The sequence below is a fragment of the Helicobacter mesocricetorum genome, assembly GCF_900198605.1.
Taxonomy (GTDB): Bacteria; Campylobacterota; Campylobacteria; order Campylobacterales; family Helicobacteraceae; genus Helicobacter_D; species Helicobacter_D mesocricetorum.
In genome coordinates, this window is the sequence record NZ_FZPJ01000015.1 from 39,095 (window position 1) to 53,215 (window position 14,121).

Annotated in this window: 23 protein-coding genes; 1 reads left to right on the top strand and 22 read right to left on the bottom strand. The window is 33.6% G+C overall.

The window, feature by feature from the left end:
• The first annotated feature begins 27 nt into the window (after positions 1-27).
• Complete coding sequence (locus C6H18_RS04290; RefSeq protein WP_104721882.1) at positions 28-885, top strand: menaquinone biosynthesis family protein; 858 nt, start codon at positions 28-30, stop codon at positions 883-885.
• On the opposite strand, the gene C6H18_RS04295 is transcribed toward C6H18_RS04290, so the two are convergent.
• The 22 genes from C6H18_RS04295 to rplE form a co-directional block, all read right to left on the bottom strand.
• Positions 882-1,721 carry an energy transducer TonB gene (locus C6H18_RS04295; RefSeq protein ID WP_104721883.1) on the bottom strand — a complete coding sequence of 280 codons (840 nt, stop codon included), beginning with the start codon at positions 1,719-1,721 and terminating at the stop codon, positions 882-884. The two genes, C6H18_RS04290 and C6H18_RS04295, sit on opposite strands and share 4 nt — an antisense overlap.
• Positions 1,722-1,786: 65 nt before the next feature.
• Positions 1,787-2,224 (bottom strand): hypothetical protein, encoded by a 438-nt coding sequence (locus C6H18_RS04300; RefSeq protein WP_104721884.1) that lies wholly within the window; start codon positions 2,222-2,224, stop codon positions 1,787-1,789.
• The gene (fliN, locus tag C6H18_RS04305; protein WP_104721885.1) at positions 2,221-2,580 is read right to left on the bottom strand and encodes a flagellar motor switch protein FliN; all 360 of its coding nucleotides are present in this window, start codon (positions 2,578-2,580) and stop codon (positions 2,221-2,223) included. The genes C6H18_RS04300 and fliN overlap by 4 nt, the downstream gene beginning before the upstream one ends.
• Before the next feature lie 107 nt (positions 2,581-2,687).
• A complete protein-coding gene (locus C6H18_RS04310; protein ID WP_104721886.1) occupies positions 2,688-3,527 on the bottom strand; it encodes a c-type cytochrome in 840 nt (279 codons plus the stop codon).
• Between the two features lie 9 nt (positions 3,528-3,536).
• On the bottom strand, positions 3,537-4,766 hold the full coding sequence (locus C6H18_RS04315; RefSeq protein ID WP_104721887.1) for a cytochrome b: 1,230 nt from the start codon (positions 4,764-4,766) through the stop codon (positions 3,537-3,539).
• 10 nt (positions 4,767-4,776) lie between these two features.
• A complete protein-coding gene (gene petA / locus C6H18_RS04320) occupies positions 4,777-5,280 on the bottom strand; it encodes a ubiquinol-cytochrome c reductase iron-sulfur subunit (RefSeq protein ID WP_104721888.1) in 504 nt (167 codons plus the stop codon).
• 568 nt (positions 5,281-5,848) lie between these two features.
• Entirely contained in the window at positions 5,849-6,199 is a 351-nt protein-coding gene (rplQ, locus tag C6H18_RS04325) for a 50S ribosomal protein L17 (RefSeq protein WP_104721889.1), read from the bottom strand.
• Between the two features lie 13 nt (positions 6,200-6,212).
• Entirely contained in the window at positions 6,213-7,202 is a 990-nt protein-coding gene (locus C6H18_RS04330; RefSeq protein ID WP_104721890.1) for a DNA-directed RNA polymerase subunit alpha, read from the bottom strand.
• Between the two features lie 20 nt (positions 7,203-7,222).
• On the bottom strand, positions 7,223-7,849 hold the full coding sequence (gene rpsD / locus C6H18_RS04335) for a 30S ribosomal protein S4 (protein ID WP_104721891.1): 627 nt from the start codon (positions 7,847-7,849) through the stop codon (positions 7,223-7,225).
• A gap of 9 nt (positions 7,850-7,858) precedes the next feature.
• Positions 7,859-8,251 (bottom strand): 30S ribosomal protein S11, encoded by a 393-nt coding sequence (gene rpsK / locus C6H18_RS04340; protein WP_034552015.1) that lies wholly within the window; start codon positions 8,249-8,251, stop codon positions 7,859-7,861.
• A gap of 9 nt (positions 8,252-8,260) precedes the next feature.
• Positions 8,261-8,629, bottom strand: coding sequence for a 30S ribosomal protein S13 (rpsM, locus tag C6H18_RS04345; RefSeq protein ID WP_104721892.1), 369 nt, complete (start codon positions 8,627-8,629; stop codon positions 8,261-8,263).
• A gap of 12 nt (positions 8,630-8,641) precedes the next feature.
• A complete protein-coding gene (gene rpmJ / locus C6H18_RS04350) occupies positions 8,642-8,755 on the bottom strand; it encodes a 50S ribosomal protein L36 (RefSeq protein WP_005022299.1) in 114 nt (37 codons plus the stop codon).
• A 214-nt stretch (positions 8,756-8,969) separates the two neighbouring features.
• A complete protein-coding gene (gene infA / locus C6H18_RS04355; RefSeq protein WP_034552019.1) occupies positions 8,970-9,188 on the bottom strand; it encodes a translation initiation factor IF-1 in 219 nt (72 codons plus the stop codon).
• Positions 9,189-9,190: 2 nt separating this feature from the next.
• The gene (gene map / locus C6H18_RS04360) at positions 9,191-9,949 is read right to left on the bottom strand and encodes a type I methionyl aminopeptidase (RefSeq protein WP_104721893.1); all 759 of its coding nucleotides are present in this window, start codon (positions 9,947-9,949) and stop codon (positions 9,191-9,193) included.
• Complete coding sequence (gene secY / locus C6H18_RS04365; protein ID WP_104721894.1) at positions 9,949-11,208, bottom strand: preprotein translocase subunit SecY; 1,260 nt, start codon at positions 11,206-11,208, stop codon at positions 9,949-9,951. The genes map and secY overlap by 1 nt, the downstream gene beginning before the upstream one ends.
• On the bottom strand, positions 11,208-11,609 hold the full coding sequence (gene rplO, locus C6H18_RS04370; RefSeq protein ID WP_104721895.1) for a 50S ribosomal protein L15: 402 nt from the start codon (positions 11,607-11,609) through the stop codon (positions 11,208-11,210). Before rplO ends, secY begins: the two co-directional genes overlap by 1 nt.
• 10 nt (positions 11,610-11,619) lie before the next feature.
• The gene (gene rpsE, locus C6H18_RS04375) at positions 11,620-12,060 is read right to left on the bottom strand and encodes a 30S ribosomal protein S5 (RefSeq protein ID WP_104721896.1); all 441 of its coding nucleotides are present in this window, start codon (positions 12,058-12,060) and stop codon (positions 11,620-11,622) included.
• An 8-nt stretch (positions 12,061-12,068) separates the two neighbouring features.
• On the bottom strand, positions 12,069-12,425 hold the full coding sequence (gene rplR, locus C6H18_RS04380) for a 50S ribosomal protein L18 (protein WP_104721897.1): 357 nt from the start codon (positions 12,423-12,425) through the stop codon (positions 12,069-12,071).
• A 9-nt stretch (positions 12,426-12,434) separates the two neighbouring features.
• The gene (rplF, locus tag C6H18_RS04385) at positions 12,435-12,971 is read right to left on the bottom strand and encodes a 50S ribosomal protein L6 (protein ID WP_104721898.1); all 537 of its coding nucleotides are present in this window, start codon (positions 12,969-12,971) and stop codon (positions 12,435-12,437) included.
• Positions 12,972-12,980: 9 nt separating this feature from the next.
• Positions 12,981-13,376, bottom strand: a complete 396-nt coding sequence (rpsH, locus tag C6H18_RS04390) for a 30S ribosomal protein S8 (RefSeq protein ID WP_104721899.1) — start codon at positions 13,374-13,376, stop codon at positions 12,981-12,983.
• 9 nt (positions 13,377-13,385) lie between these two features.
• Entirely contained in the window at positions 13,386-13,571 is a 186-nt protein-coding gene (locus C6H18_RS04395) for a type Z 30S ribosomal protein S14 (protein WP_006655282.1), read from the bottom strand.
• On the bottom strand, positions 13,564-14,118 hold the full coding sequence (gene rplE / locus C6H18_RS04400) for a 50S ribosomal protein L5 (RefSeq protein WP_104721900.1): 555 nt from the start codon (positions 14,116-14,118) through the stop codon (positions 13,564-13,566). The genes C6H18_RS04395 and rplE overlap by 8 nt, the downstream gene beginning before the upstream one ends.
• Between the last annotated feature and the right edge of the window lie 3 nt (positions 14,119-14,121).

Consider the following 14,121-nt stretch of genomic DNA (forward strand, 5'->3'; position numbering starts at 1 on the left):
TAAAATAACCCCCAACAGAGGTATAAAATGAGGACGATACAAATAGGGCATTCTCCAGATGCTGATGATATTTTTATGTATTATGCTATCGCATTTGGGTGGGTTGGGGATTCCATAAATTTTAAAAATCAATCACTTGATATACAAACCCTCAATGAAATGGCACTTAATGGGATATTAGACATCTCTGCTATTTCTTTTGGTGTTTATCCTCTTTTATTCCAAGAACAATGCCTTTTAAGAACCGGAGTAAGCTTTGGTGAAGGCTATGGTCCAAAACTTATCAAAAAAAGAGGAGTTGTGCTAAAGCGAAATTTTAAAGTTGCTTTAAGCGGGATTCATACAACTAATGCCTTACTCTTTAAAATCGCCTATCCACAAGCTAAAATCTATTACAAAAACTTTTTAGAAATTGAAAAAGCCGTTTTAAGTGGAGAAGTTGATGCTGGGGTTTTAATCCACGAATCTATTTTAGAATATGATTCTACCTTAGAAGTAGAAAAGGAGATTTGGGATATTTGGAATGACTACAATCAAGAAGGACTCCCCCTACCCCTTGGAGGAATGTGCATACGACGTTCCATCCCTCTAAGTCTAGCAATAGAATGCGAAGAAATCTTAACTAAAGCCATAAAGATAGGCTTAGAACACAAGCAACTCCTCTCGAAAATGCTTTTAGAGAGGAATCTTATTCGGGTAGATTCGCAAAAGCTAGAACATTATTTAAATCTCTACGCTAACCATCATTCTATATCACTTTCTAACACACAAATAAAAGCCATTAATATGCTTTTTAAACTCGGTTATGACAGAGGCTATTATCCTCAACTCCTTGAAGCCAATGACTGCCTTATTCCTATAGAATATAAACAATTCCGCCATTAATGAATGCGGTAATGAAATTGAATCCTAACCTTTGTTTTTACGCTTGGATAAGGGTAATCCTTATAAGCCACCTCTATGGTGTGCTGACTATTTTTATCAAGAAGTTGATACCCGCTAGAAGTTAAAAATTTCAAATCAGAGATATTTCCATTGGGATATAAATAAAATTCTACGATATTTTTTCCTTGCTGCCCTGTCCTACCTGCTACTCGTGGATATTTTAGATAAGATTGCGTAATTTTACCTATTGCCTTCAAATTATCTTCTAAAAATTTACGCTCTTCCACACTTAAAGAATGCAAATCCTCTCCATAAAGTTCTGCCATTTCTTTATTGGGTGGATTAAAAGTATTTTTTCCAAGACTATAAATGGAGGGAGAAGAGGGCTTATTTTCAGGCATTGTTTCTTGGGCAAGAGATTGGGGCAAATCTTCCTTTTGAGGTTTGATTTCTACTTTTTGTGGAGCAGAAGGTGCTGTTTTTATCTTTTTCTCTTTAGGCTTTTCTTGCTCTTTAGGTTTTGCCTTTTTTTTCTCCGTTGGCACATCTTGCTTTAGAGGTTTTGTTACAGGTTTTTCATTTTGTGCAAACTTCTGGTTTTGTGGAGGAGTTAATATTTCTTTAGGAGGTGTAACAAACTTAAAATCCCTAATATTAATGCGTTCTTTTTCTTGATTTCCATATTTTTCTAAATTTTGTAAATCTTCTTTTGAAAAATCCCAAAACAATAAAACAATCATCACTAAATGTAATGAAAAAGATACAAAAAATGCCACTATACTTCGTGCTTTAGAATCCTCATTGCTTTTTATATCATTTCTTACTTTTCTCAACATACCATTTATCCATAAAAAACAATTCTATACTAATAACAAAAATCTAAGATTCTTGCATTAGAGTTTTATTGTTTCTCTTGTAATAACCTTTCAAAATTTTTAATATTATATTTATCTACTATACTTATCCCATTGGGACTTAGTAAAACTAAATAACGTATCCCATAAGCCTCAAAGATAACAAGTTTTGTTTGAATCCCTAAAGTCATAGTTGCAACAATACTAATATCGTTTAAATTTTCTTTATTTTTAAATAGCTCCAATAAAGAATGATTCTTATGAGAAGTTATACGATTCTTCGCATACCAAAGAAAAATCAACAAACCCACTAGAATAAGGATTACTCCTATATATTGGAATAAATCAATACTCTCTAATGGAGATTTTGCCATTTCAAAAGGAAAGCCATCATTGCTACTTTGAAACTTGTTTAAAGAGGTAGAAGAGCTTTCTTGTGCTAATCCATTCAATAACAAAATACAATAAAATAGCAAAATCCTCATACTGTGCTGATACTTTCCCTTGTGAGATAATAAACAATGGCATTAGAATCTAAAATCTCATTTACACGAATTGCAAGATTTTTTTCATAAACCATTACTTCTCCCTTACCTATAATTCGTCTGTTGATGAATATTTCCACACTTTCACCGGCAGGTTTTTGTAAATCGATAATAGAACCTTTCTCAAAACGTAAAATATCTAATAATGGGATTTTCGTTGCACCTAATTCCGAACAAAACAGCACTTCCATATCTAAAAGCCCACTATAATTCTCCATAATTCCCTCAAGATAACGAGCCAAATCTTCTTCCTTGGGAACTTGAACTTTTGCTAATGTAAATTCATCTGCTGGCATTTTATCCCTTTTGTTGGATTTAAAAAGGTATTATAACCTAATCTAGGAATAAAAACAAAGGATTAATAATAAAGAAGTATCAAATACTAGCTTTTGCCAGTATTTGATTAATGTGTATCACGCCAAATTTTACGCTTCCATAAATAAGCAACTATACCCATAACCACCATAAAAATCACGAGTTTATAACCCAAAGATTCGCGTTCAGATTTTTTACTATCTCCGACGCTTTCTATATAAGCTATGACTTGCTTTTCTGCCTCTTCACTCAAACCAACTCTAGGCATAGCCGTTCCCTCTAAATGCTTTTGCGGATCATTGATAAAAGTATGTAAATACTCTATATCCCTACTCCTAATCATCATTGATAAATCAGGAACTTTTGCCTCAAGATAAGTCTTTAAACCGCCAGCTGCATATATTTTATCGTATTTTATATCGTGACATCTCACACAAGCATCCATAAAGACTTCCTTATTGCTCATACTTTTGGGTGCAATACTTTGCAAATAAGCAACAATATCAGCAATTTCTTGATCGCTCATCCAATTATAACTTGGCATTGGATGATTACCATCAAACTTATGCGTTTGCTTTGTCGCTACGGCTATATCTTTAATAACATTTCCTAAAAAATTCTTCTCATAAATAAAACCAGCACTAGAAAGATCAGGTGGAACTACTCCATAAGCGGCTAACGCATCAGTATCAGAAAAAGGAGATTCTACACCCTCTTTTTTAATACTATGACAAGCTATACAATTGGCAAAGACAATATCTTTTCCATTAATAGCATTTCCATTTGCATTGATTGGAGCTAAATCCGAAAAATTATAATCAGCAGGAGCAACTTTTGGATGCATTTGACTATGCGCAAAAGGTTCAACTCCCCAATAAATAATCCCTGTAACAACAATAACAATGATTAAGGTTAAGAATTCTTTCATTTTTACTCCTTAACTATTCTTTTTATCTTCAATTTTTGTGATAATTGGTAGCACAATAAGCAACAGAGCTAAAAATAATATAGAAGCAACAAAACCAATATAAGCATTCGCACCTGTTGGAGGCAATTTACCCCATATTGTTAGAATAATCATATCTGCTACTAATACCCAAAACCATACCATAAACGCCGGACGCTTATGTGCAGGAGCCACAACCTTGCTCCTATCAAGCCAAGGAAGTATTAGAAAAATAACATTTGCGATACCAAAGGCTATTAAACCCAAATCCGCACTAAAGAAAAATCCTCTTAAAACTTCATAACTCCATAAAAAATACCATTCTGGATAAATATGCGGAGGAGTTTTTAAATGGTCTGCAGGATCAAAGTTAATAGGATCAAGAGCAAAGCCATAATGATAACAAGTTAAATAAAATAAAAACGCTAAAAAGAAACTTGCAACAAAGAAATCTTTAGACAAAAACATTGGCCAAAAAGGAATAACTTTAGACTCTTTTTTATTCCCTGCTTTGAACTTTTCTGCCTCTTTTTCAAAATCAATTTCTTCACCATACATATTATTCACATGGGGAATTCTTAAAGTATAAAAATGCATTACAATAACCGCCATAATAGCCACAGGCAACAAGACAACATGCAACATAAAAAATCTTGTTAAAGTCGCATCCGAAACAATAAAATTACCACGAATCCAAACTACCAAATCCGCACCAATCACAGGAATAGCACCAAAAAGATTTGTGATAACTGATGCAGCCCAATAACTCATCTGCCCCCAAGGCAACATATAGCCACTAAATGCTTCAGAAGAAAAAAGAATGAATAAGAGCATACCAGTAATCCAAATCATCTCTCTTCCGCGTTTATAAGAGCCATAATAAATGCCAACAAACATATGGATATAAATTATCAAAAAACACACAGAAGCACTAACAGCGTGCAAATGTCTCCAAAGCCAACCATATTTCACTTCTTGCATAATTGTATAATTGACGCTATCAAATGCTAATTTAGTATCTGGCTTATAATACATTAGTAGAAATAATCCAGAAACTACTAAAATCGTAAATAAAACAACTAAAACTACTCCCATTGCCCAAAGAAAATTAATATTTTTAGGTATCCAATACTCTGTCATTAAAACTTTTGTTAGAGTTCTTATTGCGATTCTTTGATCCAACCAATCAATAATGCCATTTGCTTTTTGTATTTGTGCCATTCAAACCTCCTTATGCCTTACCAACTAACTTTAAATACTCAGGACCCTCTTCTCCTAATACCAATTTATCTCCATCAATCTTAAAAGGTGGGATTTTCATAGGAATAGGTGGGGGACCAAAAGTATTTTTGCCACATACATCAAATTTACCACCATGGCAAGCGCAATGAAATTCTTCAGAATTTACATTATAAGAAGGAATACAGCCAAGATGAGTACATATCTGAATCCCTACGCTATAATCTCCATTACCTACAACAACATCTCTATCTTCACATTTCTTCATCGCCGCAGTTTTTTTAATGATATATACAGGATTCCCCCTATACTCAACTTGCCTATATTCACCCTCTTGCATACCACTCAAATCCACAGTAGTAAAACCAGCCGATACCACACTTGGCAATGGATCCCAAGAAGATTTCATAGCAACCAATGAAGCACCGACACCTACGGCTGCAATGCCTCCAAGAGTCATACCAAGAAAATCCCTACGATTCATATTTTCTGCCATTATTGCCTCCTAACTCATATTAATTTAAACATTAAAACCCGTTATTTTAACACAGGAAACTTTAATTATTTAAATATTTTTATGATAATTTTATAAAAAGTAAAAAATATCTTAAATTTTAAGATTTTTACATTGGCGCATTGATAAATTCAAAAATAAAAAAATAGGTAAAAAGAAAAATTCTCCTAAAATCCAAAGTAAAAAAACGATACCCATCGTTAATAATCAAACTTCAATTTGATAACAAAGATTCAGTAATTAAGCCTAATTATAAGCAAATAATTCTTCAATCATATTCTAAAAAGCAAGGGAATAATTACGAAAATCCGATCATTCATATTTAATACTCTAAAGATTCAAGTATAAATCTTGCAAATATTCAACACAAAAAGTTCTATAACAAATCTATCATAAGTAGCAATAAATCTTACCAAAACACTTGCCTTTGAGACTTTAATGCAAAAATTTTACTTTGATGACTTTAGGCAAACACACGAAAGATTAGGCTCAATAGGAATATAACAGAGAGAGGAGTAAAAAGATTGCAATAAAAATTTATTGCAACGACTTAGATTAATTCAATGATAGCCATTTGGGAGGCATCACCTACCCTTAATCTTGTTTTAATAATTCTTGTATAGCCACCATTTCTATTCATATATTTTGGAGCAATTTCTTTAATAATCTTTTTCACAGATTCTTTATGTTGTAAATGTGAAAAAATTAAACGATGTGCCATAGAATCATTTTTCTTAGCCTTAGTAACAAGTTTTTCAAAATAACTTTGCAATTCCTTTGCCTTTGGGAGAGTTGTCTCAATTTTCCCACTTGCAATCAAGGCAATAGATAAATTCTTCAATAAAGCTTTTCTGTGAGATGAAGTTCTACCAAGCTTTCTATATCCATATTTATGTCTCATTTTATATCCTTATTTAGTTAGAAAATTTCTTCTTAAGACGTATAGCTAAATCTTTAGAAACTGGTTTATTTACCGGATAACCCAATTCATCAAGTTTCATTGTAATCTCATCTAAAGACTTTTTACCTAAATTTTTAATATTTTTAATTTGGTCTTCACTTAATAAAACCAACTCACCTAAATATCGAATCCCTGACCTATCTAAGCAATTAAAACATCTAGCACTAAAATTCAAGCTATCAATACTTTGCAATAAAACTTTCATTTCAGGAATATCTTCTTCTCCATCACTAGCCTCTGAAACTTCTATATTAAGTTCTGAATTAAAAATCGCCATTTGTCTATGCATAACGCTTAATGCGTTCTTAAAAGCAGTTAAAGGTTCTACTTGCCCATCTGTTTGAATATCAAAAATCACTTTTTCATAATTAGGATCATCTTCTAAAAGAATATTCTCTGTGGTATAAGTAACATTTGTAACAGGTGTAAAATACGCATCTAACACCATAAATCCCTCTGGAACATCAGGTCGAATATCTTCACTAGCGACATAACCAATTCCCTTACGAATAATAATAGAAAAATTCAATGAGGCATCTTCATTAATAGTTGCCAAATGAGTATCTGGGGTAGCAATATCAATCATATCATTTTCTAAATCTGCACCTGTAATAACTTTTGGTCCATTGAATTTATAGTCTATGGTGATACTCTCTTTGTCATCTTTAGTTGTAAAACGGATTGCTTTAAGATTAACGATAAAATGTGAAACATCTTCTACTACGCCACGAATAGAATCAAATTCATGAGCCACCCCCGCTATTTTGAGTGCTATTGGAGCACTTCCAACAGAACTCCCAAGCAATAATCTTCGCAATGGATGCGCCAAAGTAATGGCATACCCAAATTCAAAGGGGTATGCACTAATTTGAACTCTATTTAAACCAATTTCTTTTACTTCAATCTTTGTTGGCACATGAGGAGAAGTTTTGATACTTTTCATACTAACACCTTCTTTAAGTATTATTTAGAATATAACTCGACAATGAGCCTCTCTTCAATAGGAATAACCACCTCTTCTCTCTCTGGTAATCGTGTAAAAATTCCAAAAACCTTTTCTTGATCCACATCAACCCAAGGGACAATACCAGTTTGCTTGGTTAATTCAATAGCTCTTTGAATTTGAGCATTATTTTTTGTTTTTTCACAAATTTCAATTTTCTGCCCAACATTAACAAAGGCTGAGGGAATATCTAATCGCTTACCATCCACTAAAATATGCCCATGCACTACTAATTGTCTTGCGAATCGCCTAGTAGTTGCAAATCCCATCCTATAAACAACATTATCCAATCTTCTTTCAATGAGTTTAATCAGATTTTCTCCCGTATTTCCTTGCAATCTATTAGCTTCAACAAAGATTGCACGAAATTGTTTTTCAGAAACTCCATACATCATTTTTGCTTTTTGCTTTTCGCGTAATTGAATCCCATATTCAGAAATTTTACCTCTTCTTTGTCCGTGTTGTCCAGGACCATAGGGACGCTTATCTAATGCACTTTTTCCTGCTAATCTTCTTTCGCCTTTTAACGCAAGGCTAACACCAAACCTTCTTTCAATCTTTTCTACAGGACCTCTATATCTAGCCATATTTTCTCCTTAGACTCTTCTTCTTTTGGGAGCACGACAACCATTATGTGGCAATGGAGTAACATCTTTAAACCATAAGACTTTAATTCCCTCTATGCTTCCTAAACTTTTCACAGCAGTTTCTCGACCACTTCCTGGACCTTGAATCTTTACTCCAAGCTCTTTAATTCCGTGTTCTTTTGCCTTAGCTACGGCATCTTCAACGGCTTGTTGTGCCGCATAAGGAGTAGATTTTTTACTTCCTTTAAATCCTAATGCACCAGCAGTACTCCAGCAAATAACATTGCCCATCTCATCAGTAATTGTTACACTCGTATTATTAAATGCTGCAGAAATATGTATAATACCTCTTGCTATATTTTTCTTAACTACTCTTTTTTTATTAATATTTCTCTTAGCCATTATTACCCCTTATTTTGATGCACTACCAACAGTTTTTCTCTTGCCCTTTCGTGTTCTAGCATTATTTTTTGTTGTTTGCCCACGAACAGGAAGTCCTTTACGATGTCTCAATCCACGATAGTTCCCTAAATCCATAAGAGCCTTAATATCCATTGTAACTTTTTTGCGCAAATCACCCTCTACGATATGGTTTGTTTGAATCTCTTTTGCAATTTTTGAAATTTCATCCTCACCAAGGTCTTGAACCCTTTTATCATAAGAAATATTTACAGCATTTAAAATATCTCTTGCACTCTTTAAACCAATACCATAAATATAGGTTAAAGCATATTCTATTCTCTTTTTTTTGGGTAAATCAACACCAGCAATTCTCGCCATTATTCTTCCTTTTTATCCTTGTCTTTGTTTATGTTTTGGATTCTCGCAAATTACTCGAATCACACCTTTTCTCTTAATAACCTTGCACTTGTCGCACATTTTTTTGACAGAGGGTCTAACTTTCATAACCTATTCCCTACCTTGAATATAAAATCTCTCATTAACAATCTGTTTGATGTTTGAATTGCCCTAAAAGTGCTTTCTAATTATTCATTAGACATTGAGTTTATAGTCCTCCAAAGGCTTATTCATCACCCAAACGACTATGTGAATGCAACCACAAACGAAATTGCATTTTTGTAAAATAAAGGTTGGATTATATAAAGAATCCTATTAAAATCTACTTATATCGAAAAGTAATTCTACCTTTATCAAGACTATAAGGAGTAAGCTCGATTTTTACTTTATCCCCTTGCAAGATTTTAATATAATGCATTCGCATTCTTCCTGCAATATGGCATAAAATAATATGCCCATTCTCTAATTCAACACGAAAAGTTGCATTAGGTAAAGCCTCACGAACAATTCCATCCACTTCAATTACATCATCTTTTGCCACTCTTATTCCTTTGATAAAATTTCTGCTTTGCCATTAACTATTGCCACTGTATGTTCATAATGGCTACCTCGCATACCATCACTTGAAACGACACTCCACTTATCCTCTAAAATCTTTGGCGTCCCTTCTTTTTGGCAAATCATAGGTTCAATACAAAACACCATCCCTTCTTTAATCTTATCACCTTGTTTAGCTTTTTTACCCTCTAAATAATTTGGTATTTCTGGTGCCTCGTGAGGTTTTCTACCAATTCCATGCCCACAAAAGCCAAGAAGAGGCACATAGCCATAATCTAAAATAAAATTTTCTAACAAACTACTTAATTCCTTAAAGTGCATACCTACTTTGATTTGGCTAATGGCAAAATGGAGTGCATCTTTAGAACAAGCAATAAGTCGCTCATCATCTTCAGAAATATTACCAACTCCGCAAGTAATAGCCGCATCACCAAACCAACCATTAAGCTCTACACCAATATCAAGCCCTATAATATCCCCCTCTTTTAGAAAAGATTCATTGGGGACACCGTGGATAATAACTTCATTGACCGAAGTGCATACAGAACCACTAAATCCATATAATCCTTTAAAAGCTGGTTTTCCTCCACAAGAGCGAATAAATTTCTCCCCCATAGTATCAATCTCTTTAAGGGTGATACCGGGCTTTATTTGTGCTTTAAGGTGATTAAGCGTTTTAGCTACAATCCTACTTGCCTCTCTAATAGACTGAATTTCTGAATCTTTACGAATTGCAATAGCCATTACAAACCAACCGCACTTAAGGTTTTGTATTTATTCATATAAATTTGGGCTTCTATTTTCCTCATTGTATCAATAGCAACTTGCACCACAATTAAAACAGCCGTTCCCCCAAAATAAAAAGGGACTCCAGAAGCCTTGACTAAAACCCAAGGCAAAGTAGCAATAATAGCTAAATACAAAGAACCCCAAAAAGTTAATTTATTGGCAGTATTCGTCAAAAAATTTGCTGTCCCTTCACCCGGTCTAATGCCCGGTATAAAACCACCTTGTCTTTTTAAATTTTCTGAAATATCTTTAGCATTAAAAATAATAGATGCATAAAAATAAGCAAAGAAAATAACAAAAAAGAACATTAAGACATTATAAAGATAGCCATTTGGATTTAAATAATCTGCAATCTCAACCACAACGCTATTAGAAGAGGATTGCAAAATAGTAGCCGGAAACATCAAAATAGCAGAGGCAAAAATCGGGGGTATAACTCCACTAAGATTCATCTTAATAGGGATATAATTCATTATCCTTTTATCTTGATTTTGCATTACCACCTTTCTAGAATAAGACACAGGAATTCTCCTCTCGCCTAATTCAACAAAGATAATACAACCAACGGTTAAAATGATAATCACGGCAATAAATAACAAGGCAAACCAAGTGATTTGATTAGTATTTACTAAATTAAAAGTCCCAGCAATTGCGCTTGGTATGCCAGAAACAATACCAGCAAAAATAATAAGACTAATTCCATTGCCAATTCCTCTTTGAGTGATTTGCTCACCAATCCACATTAGCAACATTGTTCCACAAAGCATAGAAATAGCAGAAATAGCAATAAAGGTATTCATATCAATCATAATCGCTCCATTGTGTCCCGTCCCTAAGCTTTTTAAACCAATAGAAACACCTATTGCCTGAACTAAAGTAATGACAATGGTAAGATAGCGAATAATTTGCATGTATTTTTGCATACCATCCCGCTCTTTTTTCATCTTGCCTAAATTCGGAAAAGTAGCTGCTAAAAGCTCCATAATAATAGAAGCTGTGATATAAGGCATAATCCCTAGTGAAATAATGCTTAAACGTTCCACAGCATTTCCACTAAACATATTAAATAAACCTAAAGCATTAGAGGCATTATTTTCAAAAAAGGATTTAATAACCATCGTATCGACACCCGGCACAGGCACATACGCTAAAATACGATAAAGCAAAAGAAAGCCTAAAGTAATAAGAATCTTATTGACAATTGCTTTATTCATTATTTTTGTCCGCTTGTTAAGATTCTTTTATCTTTAATCTTAGATACAAGATTCTTAGCCTCTTTACCTATTAATTTAATTTTTGTTGTATAAGCAGGGAATTTATAAACACTCCTAATGCTTTCAAAAGTAATTTCATCTAAATTATTAAGGGCTTTAATTTTTCCCACATTAATAACATAAGGCTTAATCACTCTACTATTAAAACCAATCTTTGGCAATCTTCTTTGCAAAGGTTGCTGACCACCTTCAAAACCTCTTTTTTGCTTAGAGCCTGTCCTTGCAGTCTGTCCTTTACCTCCTCTTGTAGAAGTTTTTCCCATACCGCTACCTTGACCGCGCCCAACTCTTTTTATTTTTTTTACACTACCTTTTGCGGGTGCTAAATTTTCTAATGCCATTGTTTCTCCCTTACATCTTTACCTTAGAAAGAGCATCAATCGTTGCACGAACAACATTATAGGGATTATTTGAACCTAAAGATTTTGTCAAAATATCTTTAATCCCCGCCATTTCTAAAACAGGACGCACTGATCCACCTGCAATAACTCCCGTCCCCTCACTCGCTGGTTTAAGCAGAATAATGCTTGAATTGTATTTTTGTTGCACATCGTGCGCTATGGTTGTGCCTTTAATATTAATTTTAATAATATTTTTAAACGCATCATCAATAGCTTTTTTGATAGCATCGGGGACTTCTTTTGCCTTTCCAAGCCCAAAACCTACTAAACCTTCTTTATTTCCTACTACGACTAAAGCATTAAAACGGAATCTACGACCCCCCTTTACTACTTTTGTTACGCGTCCAATATTTACAACAACTTCTTTAAAATCTTCTCTATTGATCTCCATATTATCCCCTACAAACTAATTCCATTCTCACGAAGAGAATCAGCAAAACTTGCAACAACGCCGTGGTATAAATAGCCATTTCTATCAAAAACTACTTCTTTAACATTCACTTTCTTTAAATTATCCGCTAAGGTAGTAGCAATTTTTTTGACATCTTCTTTGTTATTTTTTAAGCCCATTTTTTTACCATCAACACTCGCTAAAGTTGCTCCTTTAGTATCATCAATGGCTTGTGCATAAAAATATCTATTTGAGCGAAAAATACTCAATCTAGGAATATTAGCATTGCCAAATATTTGAGAGCGGATTTTTAACTTTCTTCTTAGTCTTAAACTTCTTTTTTTCTTAATAATCTTATCTGTCATAATCTATCCTTATTTTTTAGAAGTTTTTCCAGCTTTACGAATAATACGTTCATCAATATATTTCACGCCCTTACCCTTATAAGGTTCTGGAGGTCTAAATTCTCTAATTTCTGCAGCAATTTGCCCAATTTGCTGCTTATCAGAACCCTTGATGATCACTAAGTTTTTATCAACACTAATTTCAACACCTTCTGGAATATCATAATTAATAGGATGAGAAAAACCAAGTGCAAGCTCTAAAACCTTACCTTTAACAGCTGCTTTATAGCCAACGCCATTAATTTCTAATTGCTTAGTAAAACCCTCTGTCAAACCAACTACAATATTATTTGCTAAGGCTCGATAAGTTCCCCAATAAGCTCTAGCTTGTGCATTTTCTCCATTGAGTGAAAAAGCTAATTCATTTTCTTTATGGGTAATACCAACACGACCATAAGTTTCCAACTCTTTGGTAAGTTTTGCACCCTTAAAAACTATTTTGCTTCCTTCAACGCTAACTTGGATAGTATTAGGAATGCTAATAGGCTTCTTTCCAACTCTTGACATTTAAAACTCCTACCAAATACTGCAAAGGGCTTCGCCACCCACATTTGCTTTATATGCTTCATCATTTGCAATAACACCTTTACTAGTGCTAACAACAATAGTCCCATAACCATTTTTAAAATGCTTCAATTCATTTTTAGCCTTATAAACGCGCCTTCCGGGTTTGGAAATACGAGCTATTTCATTAATAACAGAATAACCTTTCTCATCATACTTTAAAACAACATTGATGGATTGTTTCTTATTCTGCTCTATGACTTTATAGCCTTCAATGAATCCCTTTGCTTGAAAAACTTCTAAAATCGATACTACAATCTTGGCATAATATAAGGTCGTAGTATCTAATCGCCTCATACTAGCGTTTCGTATTCTTGTTAATGAATCTGCAATAATATCATTTACCATATTCTCCCCTTACCAGCTTGCTTTTCTAAGTCCCGGTATTAAACCTTCATTTCCCATCTTACGAAGACAAACACGGCAAATACCAAAGTCTCTATAAACCGAATGTGGTCTCCCACAAATAGAACATCTTGTATAAGCCCTAACTTTAAATTTAGGCTTTCTATTAGCCTTTGCAATCATTGATTTTTTAGCCATTGACTCTTCCTTTTGCAAAAGGTAAGCCAAAAGATTCTAAAAGCTTAAAGGCTTCTTTATCATTTGTTGTTGAAGTAACAAAAGTGATATTCATACCGTGACTTACCATAATATCGTCATACACAACTTCTGGAAAAATTAATTGTTCATTGACGCCAAAATTATAATTCCCTCTCCCATCAAAACCATTACGAGAGATACCTCTAAAATCCTTAACTCGTGGAAGAGCAATCACAATAAGCTTTTCTAAAAAGTTATACATTTGCTTACCTCTTAGAGTAACCTTTACGCCCATTGGCATTCCTTCACGAATTTTAAATCCTGCAACAGATTTCTTAGCAATGGTAATAACAGCCTTTTGTCCAGCTATCAAAGAAATAGTATCTGCGATATTTTGCATCACCTTAGTATCTTTAGCATATTCTCCAGCACCAACACTAATAACAATTTTTTCTAATTTAGGTAGTAACATAGGATTCTTGATATTTAACTCTTCTAAAAGCTTTTTTTTGATTTCATTTTTATAGGCGGCTTTTAATTGATACATAGA